Genomic DNA, 20,285 nt, shown 5'->3' with positions numbered 1-20,285 from the left:
GTTAAGACACTGCGGCTTCCCTCCGCGGCGTCTTGTCTCATGCAATGGAGTGAGTGGCGAAAAGCCGGTAACGAACAGGGGAAGAACGTTTTGCGGCCCCTGTTCGCTACTCGCTCTGTTTGCCGCTCCGGAGCGGCTGAGGCTCCCGCGTCACTTCTTCTCCAGCAGTGTCTCGACCAGCTTCTCGTCGACCTGGCCGGTCGGCTCCAGGCCATTGTCCTTCTGGAAGGCGACGATCGCGCTCTTGGTCCGCTCGCCCATCACGCCGTCGGCGCCGCCGGCGTCATAGCCGTTCTTGTTCAGGATCATCTGGATGCTGGCGACCGCCTTCTTCACGTCGATGCTGGCGGTGGTGGCGGTCGTCGTCTGCCAGGCCTCGGGGATGTCGAGCGTGTTGGCCTCGGCGTCGACCGGCTTCGGCTTCCACAGCTCGGCCGCGGCGCGCGCCCGCTCCAGTTGCTCCGGGCGCAGCGCATTGGCGATCTCGTCGCGCTTGGTCACGGCGTCGCGGTCGCCCGTCTTGGCGACCAGTGCGAACCACTTGTAGGACTCTTCCAGGTTCTGCTGCATGCCGACGCCCTTGGCGGCGAGGATGCCGAGGTTGAACTGGCTGTCCTTCACGCCGAGTTCGGCGGCGCGGCCGAACCATCGGGCGGCCGAATCATTGTCCGTCACGCCGTCGGCCCCCATCGCGAAAAGCACCGCCAGATTGTGCATGGCGCTGGCGTTGCCCTGTTCGGCCGCCATCTGGTACCAGGTCTTGGCTTTGGCGACGTCGCGGGTCACGCCCAGGCCCTTTTCGTAGAAGTTGCCGATGCGGTACTGCGCCGGCGCGAAGCCCAGTTCGGCCGAACGCTCGTACCATTTGGCGGCCGCGGCCATGTCGGCCTTGATGCCGCGCCCGTCCGCGTAGCGCGCGCCGATCTCGAACATCGCCTTGGGGTCGCCGGTGTCGGCGGCTTCGCGCAGCGCTACGGGTCCGGCCTCGACCGGCGCGGGCTCGAAGGCCGGCTGCTGCATGGGTGCGGCATTCGCCTCGGGTGCCGGTGCGGTCTCTGCGGGCGGCTCGGCGATGGCGGGCGCCTCGGCAGTGTGCGGGATCGCCGCGGTCGGCATGCCCGTCTCCACCTCGTGCGCGGCGCTGTCGGCGGCGTCGATCTCGGGCTCGAGCGAGGCGTCATCAGCCGGGACGGCGTCGTCTTCCTGGATCGTGCCGCTCTGCTCGCCGGCGCCGACGGCACTCGGCGCGGCAGTATCCACGCTCACCGCGGGCGCCGACGGCTCGGGGGCGAGGGAAGCCGCTGGAGCGCTCATCGGCGCGTCCTGGGCCACCTGCTCGTCCCCGGCAAGGAACGCCTTGCCGAGCTGGAGGCCGGCGAGCGCCAGCATCACGGCGACAGCGCCCATCAGGATCGGCTTGCGCTTGCCGCGCAGGAATTCCCCGATGCCGAAGCTCTTGGGCAGGCCGGTCCCGTCGGCCTGGCGCTTCATCGTGCCGGCTTCGGCGGCGGCGGCCTGCGCGGCGCGCCGCGCGGCGGCGATGAAGTCGGACTTCGCGGCTTCGGTTTCGTTCGCACGCGCCGGCTGGCCGCGCTCCTCGCGCACGCGGCGCATGATGGCGTTGAGGTCGGGCGTACCCGAGCCCGGTTCCAGCGGCCGGTTGGCGATCTTGGGATCGAGCGGCTCGTCGAGATCGAGGCTCGGCGCCTCGGGCGTCGGGGCCATGGCCGGTTCGGCCGACACCGGCTCCGTCTTCTCCCGCTTTGTGGAGAAGGCCCGCGTCAGGCCACCGAGCATGGAGCGCACCCGCCCTTCGGGTTCGGTGCGCGCACGGGCATCGGCGCCAATGGCGGCAACCGCGGCCGCGGCGGCTGCCTCGGCCGGCGATCGCCTCGTCTGGGGTTCTGCATCGCTCGAATGCATCGTATCGAAGGCCAGGGGGCTTGCGGCCGGTTCCTCGTCCCGGTCGAGCGAGGGGACGGCGCCGATGGCCGGTTTCGAAATCAGGTCCGCCGGCGTCTCCACGGCGGACTCGGGCTCGTCCTGAACGTAGGGTCTGTCGACGACCGTCAGCCCTTCCGGCTCGCGTTCCCGTTTGCCGAACGGTTCGAGGGTCTCGACCGCCTCGGGCTCGCGCTGCTCCAGCGTCCCGAGCCGATCGACGATCTTCAGCAGGGTGTCGTGGATCGCCTCGAAGGTCCGCGTGTTGCGCTCGTCGGAGCGCCGGGTCAGCGTTTCCAGCGACTTCAGATCCTCGGCGAGCCCGGCCACCGCCGCCGCCTCGGCGGGCGATCCGGCGAAGGAGCGGACGGCGTTCTCGGCCGCCTGGCGCGCCGCTTCCAGGATCGCTTCGCGATTGCCGGCGATCGACTGCTCGATCTCGTCGAGGCGCGGGCCGATATCGTCGAAATCGGGCAGGGGCGCGCTCGGCTGCGAAAGATGCGCCGAGAGCCCGGCGACCTGGGCTTCGAGGTTGCGGATGAGATCCGGATCGATGGCGGCGACCTGGGCGGCCGACGATTCCAGTCGGGCGGAAATGTCCTCCAGCCGCGCTTCCATATAGCGCATCGCGTCCTCGCTCGCGCCCTGCCGGTCCTGGTCGAGACGGCGGGAAAGATCGGCGAAACGCTGGTCGATCGCATCCATGATGCCGCGGTCGTCCGCGGCCGAGGCGGCGTTGCGCTCGTCGAGGCGCATGACCACGTCTTCGAGGCGCCGCTCGAGGTCGCGGAACAGTGCCTGGCCATGCTCGATCGCGTCGCCCTGCCGGCGGTCGAGCAGATCGGACAGCATGACGAATCGGTCCTCGATGCCGCGCAATATGTCGTCGGTATCGGGCGCCGCCGGTGCGCCGTCGAGCTTCTCGGCGATCGCCATGACCTGCCGCGTCAGCCGTTCCATCGACTTTTCAGGAAGCGCGCCGCGGGCGGCGATCTCGTCGACGCGTTGCGAAAGGAAATTGAGGCGGTCGATCACCTCGCCGGAAGGCCGCTCCTCGATCAGTTCCTCGACCTGCCGGGCGAGCGAGGAGATGCGCGCCTCGACGCGCTCGAACGGGGCGGGATCGAATTGCGGCGCCGACAGCGTGGCGGTCGAGGCCACGATCGCCCGCGAGATCTCGTCGAGCCGCTCCTCGATCAGCACGAAGGTCTCGTGGCCGCGGCGATCCTGCTGGCTGGCGAAATGTTCGACGGCTCCGGCGAGGATGCGCACCTTCTCCTCGAGCGAGCGCAGCGACAGCGATTCCGGCAGGTTGTGGACGGCCTCGTTGATCTGCTCGAGCCGCTGGTTGAGCGCTGCGATGGCCGGGTCGTCGTCGCGGTCCTGGACGGAAAGACGATCCTCGACGCGCGACCAGCGCTTGTCGAAATCCTCCCAGCGGCGGTCGGCGGCGCGCACGGTCTCCTCGCGGGCCAGCGAATCGATCGCGCTTCTGACCTGTTCCAGTTCGAGCCGCAGCAGGTTGACGCCGCGGTCGTCGTTGCGTTCGGCGAGGCCGTGGATCACATCCGACAGGCGCTCGAATTCGAGGCCGAGCTGCGCGCTGTCCCTTGCCGCTGGCGAAGCCGCATAGGCGCGCTCGATGTCGCTGCGAAGCATGTCGAACTCGCGCCGCAGCCCCGACGTCATCTGGTGGCGCAGTTCCTCGCGCAGGCCCTTCAGTTCGCCGGCGATGCGGCCGACCGAGGCGACGCCTTCCTCCTGTCCGCGCACGCGATCGATGTCGTGCGCGATCGACTGGTAGAAGTCGTTCCGGCGGGGCCATTCGGCGCGACTGCCGTGGTCGGTGCCGCTGCGCGTGCGCGCATCGCTTGCCCATTGCCCGGGGCGGCTGAAATCGTCGGCTCGGCCGAGCGGCGTTTCATGGCCGCGCTCCAGCCGGTTGCCGATCGCTTCGAGCGAGCGGTTGAGCTCTTCGAGCGAGGCATGGGCCTTGCGCGGGCGCCCGGCGTTCAGGGAGTCGAGATAGGACCGCTTGCTGTTCATCGAGACGTCCGCCAGCCAACCTTGCCGGCCCCGTGCCGGCTTCCGTAGATGTCGGAGAACGATGCGGCCGTGGCCGTCCGGCCGCGGCGGGAAGCCAGGCTTCCCCAGGGCTGTCGCCCCCGCTTCGAGACGCCGTGAGCAAAGCGATACGGGATATTCACGGGATACCGACGCGCCCACCTTTCACCAGACGTGGTAAACAACGCGTTAACTTGTCTTACCAGAGGGGCGATTGGAAAGCCGGGCGGCCCGAGGAACAGCGCCGGCGACTGAGGCCCCTGCCAACGGTCGACAATGTCGACCGTTGGAGCGCGCGACTGCGCGCCGCGCCCGTTGGCGCGAAAGCCAAGCGGCCCGGATGGGCCGCGCCGGCGACTGAGGCCAGAGAAAGACACCGCGCCGGCGACTGAGGCCCCTGCCAACGGTCGCCAATGGCGACCGTTGGAGCGCGCGACCGCGCGCCGCGCCCGTTGGCGCGAAAGCCAAGCGGCCCGGATGGGCCGCGCCGGCGACTGAGGCTAATGACAAAGACCTGCGTCCTTTTCGCACTTGCAACATAAATTCGCCGTCAATATATGATTGACGTAAACGTAAGAGACGTGCCCACCGCGTCTCTTCGGGCATTCCTTGAAACCACGATCGGAACTGCGAAGCTCACGCTTCCGATGAGGCGCGCCGAGGCACACTGCCGGCCGCCGCGAGCGAGAAAAAAGCGAAAAGATGATGGACATGATGCCGGCCGGCGAAGCTGCCGCCAACTCCAATGATGTTTCCGCCGAAGGCGTGGAAGGCTATTATCGCATCGGCGAGATGGCCAAGACCTTCGGCGTCACGCTGCGCACTTTGCGCTTCTACGAGGACAGGGGGCTGCTCAGCCCCAAGCGGGAAGGGTCGACCAGGCTCTACACGCGCCGCGACAGGGTTCGCCTGAAGCTCATCCTGCTTGGCCGCAAGGTCGGCTTCTCGCTTCGCGACGTGAAGCAGATGATCGACCTCTATGACCCCACCGGTACCAACATCAAGCAGCTGCGCCTGACCCTCGAAAAGTCCGAGAAGCAGCTCGGCCGCCTGCAGAAGCAGCGCGCCGCCCTCGACGAGGCGATCAGCGACCTGACCGAAGCGATGGCCGCGGTCCGTTCCCGGCTGGCCGAGCGCCAGCCGGCCAGGGCCGCAGGCGCCTGACGATCCTCGTCTACCTTGTTCACAATCCAATCCATAAAAAGGCCGGTGTCCGAAGATGCCGGTCTTTCTGCCTTGCCCAGCGTGTTTCCGCCTCCGGGTGTTGGTTGCCGCGCTACTCTTTCACGCGACATGCTATAGGCGTCCGACGTCTGCTTCGGGTGACTTTTTGCGACAAGCTGAAAGGCCGTCTTCGATGATCGCTGAAGAAGGCACGAACCTCGAAGGCTGCATCGCCACCAGGGGCATAGGGGCCCAACCGCGCCGATGTCGATCCGGCCGGCCAGCCACGCGCAGGTTTCAAGGAAAGCGCTTCTTGGCCGACGCCAACCGGATGCCGAGCCAGCCGGGGTCATTGTCGATCCTGGCGGCATCGGCAATCTCGCGCGATTCGATGCGCGGCAGTCGCCGCGCCTCGGCAAAATCAGGAATTTCGCGACAATGCCGCCAGTAGCGCGGCCAGATGATCGGCCTGCGCATCGTCCAGCTTGTCGCCTAGATGACGCTGAATCGCTGGGGCATAGACGTTCCACATGCGCGCCTGCATAGCCCGGCCGGCATCGGTGATGATGACCCACCGGCCTCGGCCGTCCTCTGAGAATACCTCGCGTAGAACAAGGCCGGCCTTCTCCATCCGATCGAGAAGGCGAGACAGGTTATGTTGCGCCAGCAGCGTGCGCCGTTCGATCTCATAGGGCCGAAGCCTGCCGCCTTCGGCCCGCACCAGTTCCAGCAGCACGTCATACCATGCAAGAGGGGGAAGCCCGGCTGCCTTCAAGTCCTGCTCGATCGCTGCGAGAACGATTTGCTGGGCGCGCATAAGACGCACCCATGCGCGAACGGTGGAGGGCGAGGGGTGCGGGGGGGCGTCATCTGAACAATCGGACATAAATGCAATTACATCTATATTGACCGGCGACGCAAGCGCCCATATAGATGCAATTGCATTTATTTAATCGGAGCTTCGCCCATGACCCAAGACCACCTGGCCGCCTACGCCGTGACGCTGCTGCGCGTCAGCCTCGGCGTGATGTACCTCGCCCATAGCATCGTGCTCAAATTGTTCACTTTTGGCCTTGCCGGCACGGCCGGCTATTTCGAAGCCATCGGTCTGCCGGGCTGGCTGGCATACCTCACCTTTGCCGCCGAAGCCGGCGGCGGCGTCATGCTCATTCTCGGCATTTATGCCCGTTGGGTGGCTGTGGCGCTGATCCCGGCGCTTCTGGGCGCAATCATCTGGGCGCACGGCGGCAACGGCTGGGTGTTCAATGCGCCGAACGGCGGTTGGGAATATCCACTCTACCTCATCGTCCTGTCCGTCGCGCAATTCCTGCTTGGCGACGGCAGGTATGCGCTCCGCCCCTCCATCGCCCTTCGTTGAAATCCCGCACCAGGAAGTAATATCGTGTCCAACGCAAGCCTGATCCTCATCAGCCACCACCTTTGCCCCTACGTCCAGCGGGCTGCGATCGCACTGGCGGAGAAGGACGTTCTGTTCGAGCGCCGCTATGTCGATTTGTCCGCGAAGCCGGACTGGTTTCTGGCCATATCCCCGCTCGGCAAGGTGCCCCTGCTGATCGTCAAACAGGACGATGGCACGGATGCGGTGTTGTTCGAGAGCGCCGTCATCTGCGAATATCTCGAAGAAACGCAGCCGGGCGCGCCCCTCCATCCGGCTGATCCGCTGGCGCGCGCCCGGCATCGCGGCTGGATCGAGTTCGGCTCCTCGATCCTGTCCGACTTGTGGGGATTTGAGACAGCCAGGGACGCCGCCGGCTATGAGGCAAAGCGCCAGGCGTTCATGGACAAGTTTGGCCGCGTCGAAGCCGAACTAGGGAATGGCCCTTTCTTTGCCGGCGCTGCATTCAGTCTGGTCGATGCGGTTTTCGCGCCGATCTTTCGCTATTTCGACGTGTTCGACACCATCGCACCGACCGGCGTGTTCGACGCACTGCCGCGCGTGACTGCATGGCGAAACACTCTGGCTGCGCGCGAGAGCGTGCGCGAGGCCGTCACTGATGACTATGCCGACCGGCTCAAGGCGTTCCTCAAGAACCATGACGCATGGCTGCTGAAAACCGCCGCCTGACTCTTTCCGAGAGGGGCTGAATCGCCCTTCTGCCATCCGGCCCGCTTCGGCGCCCTGACCGTTTCGTTTGAGTTCATCCGGAAGGCGGCCGGCCCCTGTGAAGGCGCCGGCCGTTTGCGCTTCGGATTCTGCCGCGATCCGCTCTGGTCCCTTGATCCGGCAACGCGCCCGGATCACGAAGGAACGTCGGACCGCAAATCCCTCGGTCCGGAGTTGAACTTCGATCCGCCAGGCGAGCGCGAGGCCGACGGAGCGTCGTGCTAAAGTGGAAGCGTATCCGGCGGCGTGGAAATCGCCGCGGACTGTCGCAAATCGGTCGCCGAGAAGCCGGCGTGCAGTTCGAACGTGCCTTCCTCGATGCGCCAGCAGCCCGCCCCCTGGTCGAAAAAGGCGAATGCGCGCGGCGCAAGATCGAACGTCAGCTCTCGTGTCTCGCCCGGGTCGAGCGCAATTTTCGCGAATGCCTTGAGTTCTTTCATCGGCCGCGGCACCGAAGCTTCCAGGTCGCCGACGTAGAGCTGAACGACGGTGCTGCCGCGCCTCTTGCCGGTGTTGATCACCTTGACCGTCGCGCGCGCACCGCCGCGGCGCTCGATGACATCCAGGTCCGAGAGGGCAAAGCTCGTATAGCCGAGGCCGTGGCCGAAGGGGAACAACGGCTCCAGACCGAACCGATCGTAGTGGCGGTAGCCGATGAAGACGCCTTCCTCGTACCGCACCTTGCCGCCGGACCCGGGATAGACTTCCGGGTCCTGGCTCCAGGTCGGATTGTCGCTCCATCGCCTCGGGAAGGTCTGCGGCAAGCGGCCGCCCGGCTCCGCGTCGCCGAACAGGACGTCGGCGATCGCGTTGCCGCATTCCTGACCCGGGTACCATGCCTGCAGGATCGCCGGCGCGTCGACCATCCACGGCAGTTCCACGGGTCCGCCTGTCTGGAGGACCACGACCGTGCGGGGATTGGCCTTCAGCACCGCGGCCACGAGTTCATCCTGCCGGCCCGGCAGCGCGATGCCTTCCAGGTCGCTGCCTTCGGTGTCCCATTCGCCGGAGCGGCCGACGAAGACCAGCGCGGTCTCGGCCCGCGCCGCCGCCTCGGCCGCCCGCGCGATGTCGGCGTCGCTGAGCGGACGGCCGACACCGACGCGGATTGCCGAGAAGCGCAGGTTGTCCGCGCGCTTCGAGGTGAACTCGACCACGACTTCGACCGGGCGGCCCGCTTCGAGCACGGCCTCGCCCACGACCTCGTCGCAACCCTCCTCGAAGAAGGTCCGTCCCTTCGTCCAGCCTTCCCATGCATCTGCGACGAGGCTGCCGTCGACGTAGAGCCGCGCGTAACCGGCCGCCGTCACGCCGAAGCGGTGGGTGCCCGACTGTTCCGGCGTGTAGGCGCCGGAAATGCGCGCCGCGAAACTGTCGGCCTGCACCTTGCCGCCGGCGATCGGCGGGATCCAGAAGGCGGTCGCCGCATTCATCGGCTCGACATGCGCGGGTGCAGCGCCGAAGTCCCGGCCGGCGAAGAACTCGACGGTGAGATCGCCCGTCCACAGCGGCTCCCAGCGGTGGTTGGTGCATCCCTGTTCGTGGACCAGCCGCTCGCCGCCGAGGCGCGCGACCAGCCCGTCCCAGGGGCTGACGGCGTAGTGAGGATTGAGCTGCGCCGAGCCGCCGCCCATGATCTGCGCGACCTGCGCATTGGGACCAATGACCGCGATGGTGCCCCTGGGCTCGGACAGCGGCAGCATGCCGTCGTTCTTGAGCAGCACCATGCCGGCCGCGCCGGCGCGGCGGATCAGTTCGCGCGTCTCGGGCCGATCGTCGGCGCGTTCCTGGTGTGGACGCTGGTCAAGCAGGGCACCGGTCCGCTCCATCAGCCCCAGCACGTTCAGGGCCCGTTTGCGCACCGTGTCGCGACCAACCTCGCCCGCCTCGACGGCGGCGACCAGCGCCGCGCCCCGGTCGCGGGGCGGCCCCGGCATCTCGATGTCGAGCCCGGCATTGACCGTCGGGGCCGTCGAACGCGAGCCGAACCAGTCAGACATCACCGTGCCGTCGAAGCCCCAGTCGCCGCGCAGCACGTGGGTCAGCAGCCAGCCGTTCTCGGCGGTGTAGGTGCCGTTGAGCCGGTTGTAGGACGACATCACCGCCCATGTTCCGCCTTCCTTCACGGCGGCCTCGAACGGCCGCAGGTAGACCTCGCGCAGGGAACGCTCGTCGACGACCGAGTCCATGGTGGTCCGCTCGATCTCGGACTCGTTGCCCGCGAAGTGCTTGATCGTGGCCGCGACGCCCTTGCCCTGCAGGCCGCGAATATAGGCGACGGCCAGCGCCGCGGAGAGTTCGGGATCCTCCGAATAGCACTCGAAGTTGCGTCCGTTGGTCACCGAACGGTGGATGTTCACCGTCGGTGCCAGCAGGACGTGTGCACCCTTCGACTTGACCTCTTCGGCGAGCGACGCGCCGACCTCTTCGACGAGCGCGGCGTCCCATGTCGCGCCCAACGCGATGCCGACCGGAAAGGCCGCCGACTTGACGCCGCCGACCAGCGATCCGCCGCCGCGCGCTCCGTTCGGTCCGTCGGTGACCCGCAGCTTGCCGACGCCGAGGCGTGGAATGGCCGGCAGCGACCAGAAGTCCTCGCCCGACAGGAGCGACACCTGCTCCTCGAGCGTCAGCTGGTTGACGAATTTCTCGGCCTCGGTCGGTTTCTTCTGCATGTCATCGCGGCCGTGCGGCCGTCCTTCAGTTTTCATGAGATTCTCGGGCTCTCTTCGCGGCGTCGGCGTCAGGCGCGCCGGCCTGACGCTCGACAGTCCCCTCGGCGTCGCTCTTTCGTCGGGATGCGGGACCGGGCCCGCGCATATAGTACCGGGCCGGATCATACCGGTCCGGAAGCTGAAGCAAACGGCGGACGATCGACGCGACCCGGTTTCCGGACGGATCGGGTTGTGCCTTGCGTTCAGTCCTGTCGGTTGCGGCTGGATCCTGTGTCTGCGTCATTGTCATTCGATCTCCGCAAGTTCGCGCTCGATCTGCTCCAGGCGCTCCCTGGTCAGGTCCGGATGGTTGGCGGCGATCTCGACCAGCGTCTTGCCGGCAAGCATGAAGGCGAACAGGTCATTCGCCGGCCGGGGCAGGGCGCCCTCGACCAGGTCGCGCGCCGGCGTCTTCATCAGCTCGGCGACGGTCATGGTGGCCACGCGGGCGCCGTCGGGAAAATCGCTCGCTCTCAGTGCCGGCCGCTGCCCCTCCTGCACCTGCACCCACTGGCTCTCGATCAGTAAATGCTCCCGGCCGACCTCGCCGTCGACCGGCAGGCCGAGCCGCTCGTATTGTTCCGGCGGCGCGTCGTTGCCGCGCATCAGTGCGACCAGCATCGAGGCCATGCGCAGCTCGAGCTCGGGATCATTGAGCGGCCGCTCCTGCGCGGGATCGGTCTCCAGGTCATAGAGCAGGGTGCCGTAGCTCCACGGCGTGCCCATCGCCCATGCCGGTATCTTCAGGACCGGAGCTCCCTTGGTGAAGGAGAAGGGCGGAGCGAGTTCGGCGCGGGCCAATTCCAGCGGCGAGAACAGCGCGCGCATGTGCGCCGGCATCAGCGTGTGTTCGAACAGCGGCGTGTTGTCGGGCCGAACCGAACCGCGCATATAGACGTAGCGGCCATCGGTGACGCTGACATGGCTGCCGAAGATGCCGAACATGCCCGCCTGGCGCACAGGGCTGTCTTCGGCCACCGTGCCGGCCAGCGGCCGGCCCTGCATATCCCGGGTCGGAGACAGGCCGAACAGGTCGAGCAAGGTGGGGCCGATGTCGATGGTCTGGACCAGCGCCTTGCGCCGCTTTCCCCGAACCCTGCTGCGCGGGTCCCAGACGAAGAGTGGCGTGTGGATCGTCTCGTCGTACCAGGGCATGACCGATTTGGCCCACCAGCCCTTCTCTCCCAGCATGTAGCCGTGGTCGGTGCACACGATCAGCATCGTGTCCTTCCACATGTCCTTCTCATCCATCAGGTCGAGCAGCCGGCCGAGATTGGCGTCGCACATCGACAAGAGCGCCAGATAGCGGTTGCGCGCCTGTCCGACCTTGGCCTCGTCCTCGGTGACGCGGGCGTAGGGCGGCCAGTCGAAGTCCTCGCCTGTATCGGGATAGAGCGCGTGCCAGCGTGCGTAGCTGAAGAAGGGTTCGTGCGGATCGAAGGTCTCGATCTGGATCATCCACTTGTCCTGATCCGCATTGGTCGAGACGAATTCCAGCCCGGCGTCGAACGTCCTGGTCTGCGGGTGATCGGCCTCGTCGGAAAGGTGTTTCCGGTTCACTTCGTCCTGATGGAGCATCCGGTAGGCGAAGTTGGCGAGATTGCGACGGTCGACGCCCTCGACTTCACCCTTCCAGAGATCGCCCTCCTGGCCGCGGAAGAATTCGTAGGAGGAGAAGCGGTTGTGGTAGGTCGCGCCGCCGTCCTCCCAGTAGTGCTGGTGGTCCGTCGCCAGATGCGTATAGACGCCGGCCTTGCGCAGCATTTCCGGCACGCTGTCGTCGAACGGCTCCAGCGGGCTCCACGAGCGGTGGAGGAAGTTGTAGCGGCCGGTGTGCAGTTCGCGGCGCGCCGGCATGCACGGCATCGAGCCGGCGTAGCAGTTGTCGAAGACGGCGGTGCGCTCGGCGAGGCGGGCGAAATTGGGGGCATGGGTCGTCGTGTCGCCATAGGGCGGCAGCATTCGCCGGTTAAGGCTGTCGAACATCAGGACGATGGCGCGCATCATTCAGGCCTCTGCTGCCAGTGCAAGGAATTCGGCGCGGCGAGCCGCCTGCCGGACGGGGTCGGCGACGGGCGCCGCGAGCAGGAGACGCCGCGTGTAGTCGTGGCCGGGCCGCGCGGTGACCTGGTCGCACTCGCCGAACTCGACGATTTCGCCGTTCCGCATCACCGCGACGCGGTGCGAGATGTGGCGGACGACCGCGAGGTCGTGCGAGACGAACAGATAGGCGACGCCGGTGCGCTCCTGGATCTCGATGAAGAGCTGCATCACCCGCGCCTGGGTCGACAGGTCGAGCGCCGAGACCGGCTCGTCGCAGACGATGAGGCGCGGCGACAGCGCGAGCGCGCGGGCGATCGCCACCCGCTGGCGCTGGCCGCCGGAGAATTCGCGCGGGAAGCGGTGGGCTGCGTCGGCCGGGAGCGCAACCTGGTCGAGCAGGCCGCGCACCCGTCGCCGCGCCTCCTCGCGGGAGGCCTGTCCGCGGGCGACGATCGGCTCGATCAGGATGTCCTCGATCGTCATGGCCGGATTGAGCGAGGTATAGGGGTCCTGGAATACGGCCTGGATCTGCGCGCCCGCCGTCTTGCGGTCTCGCGGCGCGACGCCGGCGATCTCCTCGCCCGCAAAGCGGATGCTGCCCGAACTGACCGGGCCGATGCCGAGGATCGCGCGGCCCAGCGTCGTCTTCCCCGAGCCGCTCTCTCCCACCAGCCCCACAGTCTCGCCGTGGCGTACCGTCAGGTTGACGTCCTTGAGCACATGATGGGCGCCGAAGCGGACGTTCACGCCCCGGCAGTCGACAAGGATCGGGCCGGTCATGCCGGCACCCCTTCCATGGCCGGTTCGCGATAGACGCGCGTCGTCCCGTCCTCCAGCACCGAACCGAGCAGCATCCGGGTGTAGTCGTGCCTCGGGCTGGCGAAGAGGTCGCGGACGTCGTTGGTTTCCACCACCTTGCCGTCCTTCATCACCGCGACGCGGTCGCAGCTGTCGGCGACGACGCCGAAATTGTGAGTGACCAGGATCATCGACATGTTGAACTCGTCCTTGAGGCCGCGCAGCAGCTCCAGCACCTCGGCCTGGACCGTCACGTCGAGCGCGGTGGTCGGCTCGTCGGCGATCAGCAGGTCCGGGTTGCACGAGATCGCGCCTGCGATCAGCACGCGTTGCGCCATGCCGCCCGAAATCTCGTGCGGGTAGGAGCGGAAGGTGCGCTGAGGGTTGGGCAGGCCGACGCGAGCCAGGAGGTCGAGCGCCCGCCGCTTCGCTTCGGCGCGGGAAATGCCGAGCACGGTCATCATCGGCTCGACCAACTGGAAACCGATCCGGAACGAGGGATCGAGGTTCGACATCGGCTCCTGCGGTACGTAGGCGATCCGGCGGCCGCGCAATGCACGCAGCTCCGGCTCGGGCAAGCCCGCCAGGTCCTTGCCGCCGAAAAAGATCGACCCCCGCAGGATACGGCCGCCGGTGGACAAGAGGCCGAGGATGGCGAACGCGGTCTGGGTCTTGCCCGAGCCGGATTCGCCGACGAGGCCGAGCACCTCGCCCCTGCGGACCTCGAGAGAGACGCCGCTGACGACCTCGCGCCAGGCGCCGCCGTCGGGATAGCCGATGACGAGGTCGCGCACGTCGAGCACGATGTCGGCGTCCGTCGGCGGCCTTGCCCGGTCCGCGGCGACGGAAGGACCATCGGGACGCGGGGCGCGCGAGAGCGTGGTTCCGCCCGATTGAAGACGATCGCGGATCGCGTTGGCGAGCAGCACGAAGGACGCCACGGTCACGCCGATCGCCACGCCCGGCCACATCAGCGACAGCGGGGCCAGATACATGTTGGCGAAGGCATCCTGCAGCATGCCGCCCCAGGTCGGCACCGAAGGGTCGCCGAGCCCAAGGAACTCCAGGCCGGCCTGGATCACGATGGCGACGCCGGAGACGATGGAAATCTGGATGATCACCGGCGCCCGCACCACCAGCAGGATGTGGCGGGCGATGATCCTGAGGTCGCTCAATCCCGAAACGCGCGCGGCATCGATGTAGAGTTCGTTCCTGACGCCCTGCACGAGGTTGCGCGTCAAGCGGAAGAAGCCGGGCGAAAGCAGCACGCCGAAGACGACCATCGACAGATGCATCGAGGAACCCAGCGACTGGTAGAGGGCGAGCAGCACGATGATGGCCGGCAGCGCCATCAACGCATCGAAGATCCAGCTCGCGACGAGATCGAGGCGGCGGCCGTAGTATCCGGCGAACAGCCCGGTCGTGACGCCGATCGCGCAGGATACGATAACGGCGATGATGGCCCCGATCAGCGTGTTGCGGGCGCCGAAAATCAGGCGGCTGAAGATGTCGCGGCCCGAGCCGTCTCCGCCGAGCAGGTAGCCGTCGCCGGGCGGGGCGTTGACCTTGAAGATCTTCACCGCCGTGGGATCGTTCGGCGCGATCAGCGGCGCGAAGATCGCGGCAAGGATGACGATCGCCAGCAGAACGAGAGCCAGCAGGCCGAGCGGGTTCTTCAGCACCGAGCGGAGGAAATGCTCGCGGACCGGCGCGGCCAGGACCGGCGCCTGGACTGAGTTGACGTCGGTCATGACATGCGCACCTTCGGATTGACCCACGCGTTGATGACGTCGATCAGGATGTTGACGATGATGACCATGACGATGAGGTTGACAACGATCCCCATCAGCACCGGCACGTCGCCAGCCAAGGCCGAGGCAACCGTCAGCGAGCCGAGTCCCGGGATGGCGAAGACGCGCTCGATGATCGCCGCGCCGCCGAGCAAGGCGATGAACTGCACCGAAAGCACGGTCAGCGCGGCCGGCATGGCGTTTCTCAAGGCATGGCGGAAGAGGATCGAGCCGGAGCTGACGCCGCGGGCGCGCAAGGTGCGCACATAGTCCTGCCGAAGCGCGTCGATCACGGCGCCGCGCACCTGCTGCGACGACGAGGCGATGCCGGAAAAGGCAAGCGCCGCAACGGGCAGGACCAGCGATGCCGCCCATGACGCCGGCGAGGAACTGAAGGAGACGTATCCGGTCGCCGGCAGCCATCTCAGGTTGATGGCGAAGAAGATGACGAGGATCAGCGCCAGCCAGAAATTCGGCATCGCGAAACCGACGACGCTGCCGACCTGGATCAGGCGGTCGGCCCAGCCGCCGCGCACGGCGGCGGTGATGCCCAGGACCGCCGAAAGCAGGGCCATCACAGTCACGGTGACGAAGACGATCGACAGCGTCACCGGCATCCGACGCTGCAGTTCCTCGCTCACCCTGGAGTTGGACGTCCAGGACTTGCCGAGGTCGCCGCGTACGGCGTTGCGCAGCCAGTCGAGATATTGGGTCGACAGCGGACGGTCGAGCCCGAGTTCGCTGTTGAGGGCGGCGACCTGCTCGGCGGTCGCGCTTTCGCCGAGCAGATTGCGGGCGACGTTGTCGGTCGAGCCGAACATCAGCGCGAAGGTCAGCAGCGAGATCGCGAAGAGCAGGAACACGCCTGATGCGATCCGGCGGCTCAGATAGCGAAGCATCGGTCTCCTCCTGCCGGGAACATGACGTTCCCATCGTACGGGCAACCGTTCCTCCCGCTCACCCGTCGAACCCAATCTAGCCGACGTTGCCATGCGCGAATAATGCAAATAGAACTTTCAGCAATACGCTGACCTTATCGCTCGATGCTCGACCAGATCACCCACCTGTTCCGCCTGCAAGCCATCATCGAGGAGGGCAGCCTGCGGCGCGCCGCCGAGCGGCTGCACGTGACCCAGCCGGCCCTGTCGCGCTCACTGATCCAGCTCGAGCAGTATTTCGGACAATCGCTGGTCGAGCGCCACGCAAGAGGCGTGCGGCCGACGCTGTTCGGGCAGAAGGTCCTGTCGGCGTCCCTGCGCCTTATGCGGCAGTGGGAACTGACCGACCAGGAACTCCGCACCGAGGCGAACGCGACGACGATCAACCTGCGGATCGGAGCCGGACCCGTCTGGCGGTCGGTGATCCTGCCTGTCGTCATGCTGGACATGCAAAAACGCTTTCCGCATGTGGTGTTCGAAATCCACCGTGCGCATCCGACCGATTCCTACCGGGATCTCAGCGAAGGAAGGCTGGACGTGATCCTGTCTGGAACGGGTCAGGAAACGCGGCACCCGCGCCTGATCCAGAAACCGCTGGGGGTCGTGAACAACCTCGTCGTGGCGCGCGAGGGCCACCCGATCTTCGCGCGCACCAACGCCGAAGGACGGATACGCTCCGAGACGGCGCTGGAGTATCCCTGGCTGGTCTATACGGAGTATTCGGTCTACCGGGAACTGACCATTCACGCGGTGCATGAGCGGCTCGGCCATTCGCCCGATATCGGGCTGGTCTGCGACAGCCTCAACACGACGCTCGCCACGCTCCAGCGCAGCGACTACCTGTCGTTGCTGCCCGAACCGATCACGCTTGCCGCGAGTTCGCCCCGGCTTGTTCCGGTGCCGGTCGATCTGGTGCCGCGCGAGGTGAGCATCGGCATGATCATCCGCGAAGAACTCGAGGCCTCCGAACCCGTGCGCGAGCTGGAAATTGCCTGCGCGGATGCGATCGCAAGGCTGCGTGACCTGTGAAACGGCAACGGCCCGCGCCGAGAGCGCGGGCCGTCGCTCGTCCGGTCGAAGGGAGGCTATTCGGCCGGGCGATAGAACTGCGGGAACGTCACCACATTGCCCGGGATGGGCTGCTCGATCACTTCCTGACTGGTCAGGTTGATCGCGTCGGGGCGGTACCATGGCGCATACCAGGCGTTCTCGACCATGTAGCGGTTGATGGCCTGGAATGCCGCCGGCTGATCCTTCGCGCTGGCGCGTTTGGCTGTCTCGAGCAGGGCCGCCATCTTGGCGTCCTCCGGGCGCAGCGGATTCCAGGCGGACGACGGGAAGGCGAGCTTCAGCAGGTCGCCCCAGTCCGACTGGTTGCCGAGCCGGAAGAAGAACACGCCGAACTTGCCGGCGGTGATGTCGCTGATGAGAGCGTCGGGTGCGACCTTGACCCACTCGACGGCGACGCCGACATCCTTCAGCTGCTGCTCGATGATCGGGTTGTAGGCCGCGAATGCGGTGGCCTCGGGAAGCTTGAGCGTCAGCCCGTCGGCATGTCCGGCCTCGGCGAGCAGCGCCTTCGCCTTCTCCGGATCATAGGGGTAGTAGTCATCCAGTTCGGCCACGTAGGCAGTGCTGGTCTCGGGGAATATCTGGTCGCTGACGACCCCGTATCCCTGCTCGACATATTTGAGGATCGATTCGGTGTCGAAGGCCATGTTGAGGGCCTGCCGGACGCGCAGGTCGGCGATGGCGGGGTTCATCTTGCCTTCGCGATCGGCGAAGAAGACGCCCTGCCAGTTGACCGGATTGCGGGTCACCCGCATGCCGCTCGCTTCACCCTCGGCGACCGACTGGGCCTCGACCGGCGCCACGTCGATCTGGCCGGCTTTCAACGCGTTGATGCGCGCGCTCAGGTCGGTCATCGGGGCGATCGTCATCACCTCGAACGGAAACGCGTCCGAGTTCCAGTAATCCGGATTGCGTGTATAGACATACTGCCGGCCAACCACCGACTGCTCGACATTGTAGACATAGGGCCCGGTGCCCACCGGCACCTTCGCGCCGTCTTCGGTACCGAGCGACGCCGGGCTGGCGATCGCGCCCGCCACCAGGGTCAGGTTGCGCACCAGCGCCGGGTCCGGCTCGCTGAGCACAACCTTGATCTCGCTGGGCGATACGATCTCGTAGCTGGCGATGGACTTGACCATCCAGACGTTCTGGCCGGTACCGTTCTTGAGGAATTCGAGGTTGGCCTTGACGGCCTCGGCGTCGAATGGCGTCCCGTCGGTGAATTTCACTCCCTCGCGCAGCTTGAGCGTCAGCACCGTGTTGTCGTCGTTGTAGGACCACTCGGTCGCGAGGTTGGGCTTGATCGAACCGTCCGGCATGATCGTCAGCAGCGTCTCGAACACCGGCGTCCAGTAGGCCAGCCGGTTGCCGATCTCGATCTTGTCACGCGCGAATGTGGTGTTGTCCAGCCGGTTCGAAAGCGCCAGCGTCTGGGCGTCGTTGGCTACCTCCGCGAATGCGGGCCCCATCGATGCAAGCATAGCCGCCGCGGCAAGCGCGTGAAGTCGTTTCATTTTTTTCCTCCCGAGACGGATCGGCCTGCGGCGCCCGCAGGTTCCGGTATCGTCGAGAGACCAGATATCATGGTGGAGGGTACAGCGAAAAATGCAATAAATCCGGCCAGTGATAAGCCGATGTTTTCGCTCGGGCGCTCGCCAGCGATGCCATTATCTTATCGCTACGCGGAAAATTGGCATTGCCCCGTCGGCCGAGAACGATGCTAGCTCTCTGGCCGCAGGGAGGAGCCGATGTCCGCGAAGGATCGACCGAACATAGTGTGCCTCGTCAGCGAGGATTATCCTCCGCGTCTTGGCGCCTATGGTGATCCGGTTGCAAGGACGCCAAATCTCGATCGGCTGGCGGCCGAGGGGGTGACCTGGGAGAACGCCAACTGCACGTCGCCGGTCTGCGCGCCCTCGCGCTTCGCCATCCTGACCGGCCGTCACGCCGAGAGCTGCCCGCGCGCGCAGCACATGCAGACGAGGGCCCATCTGCCGGCGAGCTTCGACACCTATTCCGGCCTGATGCGCAAGGCCGGCTACTACTGCGCCAACAACTTCAAGACGCACTACAACTGCGACGTCGATCCGGACGCTATCTGGGATGAATGCAGCCCGAGGGCGCATTGGCGCGGCCGTGCGCCGGACCAGCCGTTCATGGCTGTGTTCAACGCGATGGCGACGCACGAATCCTGCACCTTCCAACCGCAGGAGGGAGCGGTGCATCCCAGGGATGTCGTGCTCCCGTCCTATCTGCCCGATACACCGGGCATGCGCGAGAGCCTTGCCAGGCACTACAACGCGGCGACGCGGATGGACGCCGAGATGGGCATGCGGCTGCGCGAACTCGAAGAGGACGGGTTGGCGCAGGATACGATCGTCTTCTACTTCTCCGACCATGGCAGCGCGCTGCCGCGCTCCAAGCGCTATCTCTACGACGAGGGGCTGCGCGTGCCGATGATCGTGCGGGTGCCGCAGAAGTGGCGGCACCTGCTTCCCCATGCGCCAGGGTCGCGTCTCGCCGCGCCCGTATCTCTGGTCGACCTGTTCCCGACCTTTCTTGCGATTGCCGGGATCGAGCCCCCGCAAGGGCTGCAGGGACGGGTCTTCGTCGGCCCCGGCTGCGTGGACCGGACCTATGTCTTCGCCGGGCGCCACAGGATGGGCGAACGCTACGACCTGTCGCGCACCGTGCGATCCCGGCGCTACCGCTACATCAGGAACTATCAGCCGCACCGCCCCCTCGGCCAGCATGTCGCCTATGAATGGCTGGGCGCCCACTACCAGGATTATGAGCAGGCACGCCTCGACGGCGGGCTCGATCTTGTCCAGGGGCGTTTCTGGGGGCGCAAGCCGTTCGAGGAGTTTTATGACCTCCAGGCCGACCCCGACGCGACGGTGAACCTGGCCGGGCAGGCCGAGCATGCCGACGCGCTCGACGCCCATCGGACGGCTCTCGACGAACACATGCTGGCCATCCACGACGCCGGCTTCATCCCGGAGCATTCGCCTCTGGAAGGCTGGGAAGCCGCGCACGACCCCGCGCTCTACCCGCTGGAGGACGTCTTGGCGCTGGCGGCGTCGTCGGCGCGCGCCGATCCCGCCGGTCGCGACCGGCTGGTGGCGGGGCTGGGCCATGCCTCCGCGGTGATGCGCTACTGGGCGGCGCAGGGCCTGATCGGCCTCGCGGTGCAGGGGCACGCGCTGCCCGACGAGGTCGCGCAGCGGTGCGCGACCGAGACGGACATCCACGTCGTGATCGCGCTTTCGGAGGCTCTGGGCACCGCCCGCGAACCCGAACCATGGGTGCGGCGCCTGACCGGCATCCTTGAGGCGGGCCCGGACCCCCGGGTGCGTCTGCAGGCGATGGAGGCGCTGACCTGCATGCCGCTGCGCCCGGCCATTTCATTGGCCGTGGTCGACAGCTTCAACGAAGTCCACGACCAGTACCTGCGCACCGGCTCGATCTACCTTTCCCAGCTTCTGCGTGGCACCTATCGTCCGCGGAATGTGATATTCGACGAGGGCCGGCTGGATGCGCGGGCGCAGACCGGCGCGGCGAGGCTGTGAGCCGTGGGCATGCGTAAACCTGCCGTGGGGCGTGGTGGTGGAGAGCGGGTCGCGTGCGGCAGGGAGTA

At 66.7% G+C, this 20,285-nt stretch carries 13 protein-coding genes; 5 read left to right on the top strand and 8 right to left on the bottom strand.

The features are described 5' to 3' along the window. Window positions 1-150 precede the first annotated feature (150 nt). On the bottom strand, window positions 151-3,987 hold the full coding sequence (locus tag JN280_RS35880) for a peptidoglycan-binding protein (protein ID WP_202308932.1): 3,837 nt from the start codon (window positions 3,985-3,987) through the stop codon (window positions 151-153). Between the two features lie 723 nt (window positions 3,988-4,710). Between JN280_RS35880 and JN280_RS35875 the strand changes: the two genes are divergently transcribed. Beyond that, window positions 4,711-5,169, top strand: a complete 459-nt coding sequence (locus JN280_RS35875) for a MerR family transcriptional regulator (protein WP_202308931.1) — start codon at window positions 4,711-4,713, stop codon at window positions 5,167-5,169. Window positions 5,170-5,590: 421 nt separating this feature from the next. Here JN280_RS35875 and JN280_RS35870 read toward each other — a convergent pair whose 3' ends face one another. Next, on the bottom strand, window positions 5,591-6,055 hold the full coding sequence (locus JN280_RS35870) for a MarR family winged helix-turn-helix transcriptional regulator (protein ID WP_202308930.1): 465 nt from the start codon (window positions 6,053-6,055) through the stop codon (window positions 5,591-5,593). A gap of 81 nt (window positions 6,056-6,136) precedes the next feature. Between JN280_RS35870 and JN280_RS35865 the strand changes: the two genes are divergently transcribed. Together JN280_RS35865 and JN280_RS35860 are read left to right on the top strand one after the other, a co-directional pair. Further along, window positions 6,137-6,547 carry a DoxX family protein gene (locus tag JN280_RS35865; RefSeq protein ID WP_202308929.1) on the top strand — a complete coding sequence of 137 codons (411 nt, stop codon included), beginning with the start codon at window positions 6,137-6,139 and terminating at the stop codon, window positions 6,545-6,547. Window positions 6,548-6,571: 24 nt separating this feature from the next. Continuing rightward, the gene (locus tag JN280_RS35860) at window positions 6,572-7,255 is read left to right on the top strand and encodes a glutathione S-transferase family protein (protein WP_202308928.1); all 684 of its coding nucleotides are present in this window, start codon (window positions 6,572-6,574) and stop codon (window positions 7,253-7,255) included. Window positions 7,256-7,515: 260 nt separating this feature from the next. Here the strand turns inward: JN280_RS35860 and JN280_RS35855 are convergent, their stop codons facing one another. The 5 genes from JN280_RS35855 to JN280_RS35835 form a co-directional block, all read right to left on the bottom strand. After that, window positions 7,516-10,005 (bottom strand): beta-glucosidase H, encoded by a 2,490-nt coding sequence (locus JN280_RS35855; protein ID WP_446720802.1) that lies wholly within the window; start codon window positions 10,003-10,005, stop codon window positions 7,516-7,518. Between the two features lie 249 nt (window positions 10,006-10,254). Beyond that, entirely contained in the window at window positions 10,255-12,015 is a 1,761-nt protein-coding gene (locus tag JN280_RS35850; RefSeq protein ID WP_244742588.1) for a sulfatase, read from the bottom strand. Next, window positions 12,016-12,831 carry an ABC transporter ATP-binding protein gene (locus JN280_RS35845; RefSeq protein ID WP_202308927.1) on the bottom strand — a complete coding sequence of 272 codons (816 nt, stop codon included), beginning with the start codon at window positions 12,829-12,831 and terminating at the stop codon, window positions 12,016-12,018. Next, entirely contained in the window at window positions 12,828-14,600 is a 1,773-nt protein-coding gene (locus JN280_RS35840) for a dipeptide/oligopeptide/nickel ABC transporter permease/ATP-binding protein (protein ID WP_202308926.1), read from the bottom strand. The genes JN280_RS35845 and JN280_RS35840 overlap by 4 nt, the downstream gene beginning before the upstream one ends. Next, a complete protein-coding gene (locus JN280_RS35835) occupies window positions 14,597-15,538 on the bottom strand; it encodes an ABC transporter permease (protein WP_202308925.1) in 942 nt (313 codons plus the stop codon). The genes JN280_RS35840 and JN280_RS35835 overlap by 4 nt, the downstream gene beginning before the upstream one ends. A 144-nt stretch (window positions 15,539-15,682) precedes the next feature. Here JN280_RS35835 and JN280_RS35830 point away from each other — a divergent pair, with 144 nt between their 5' ends. Next, a complete protein-coding gene (locus tag JN280_RS35830) occupies window positions 15,683-16,606 on the top strand; it encodes a LysR family transcriptional regulator (RefSeq protein WP_202308924.1) in 924 nt (307 codons plus the stop codon). A 56-nt stretch (window positions 16,607-16,662) separates the two neighbouring features. Here JN280_RS35830 and JN280_RS35825 read toward each other — a convergent pair whose 3' ends face one another. Next, on the bottom strand, window positions 16,663-18,162 hold the full coding sequence (locus JN280_RS35825; RefSeq protein WP_202308923.1) for an ABC transporter substrate-binding protein: 1,500 nt from the start codon (window positions 18,160-18,162) through the stop codon (window positions 16,663-16,665). 234 nt (window positions 18,163-18,396) lie between these two features. On the opposite strand from JN280_RS35825, the gene JN280_RS35820 reads away from it, so the two are divergent. Further along, window positions 18,397-20,217 carry a sulfatase-like hydrolase/transferase gene (locus JN280_RS35820; RefSeq protein WP_202308922.1) on the top strand — a complete coding sequence of 607 codons (1,821 nt, stop codon included), beginning with the start codon at window positions 18,397-18,399 and terminating at the stop codon, window positions 20,215-20,217. Window positions 20,218-20,285: the final 68 nt, after the last annotated feature.

It is taken from the genome of Mesorhizobium sp. L-8-10 (assembly GCF_016756635.1).
Lineage (GTDB): Bacteria > Pseudomonadota > Alphaproteobacteria > Rhizobiales > Rhizobiaceae.
This window is presented reverse-complemented; position numbering and strand designations above follow the sequence as displayed.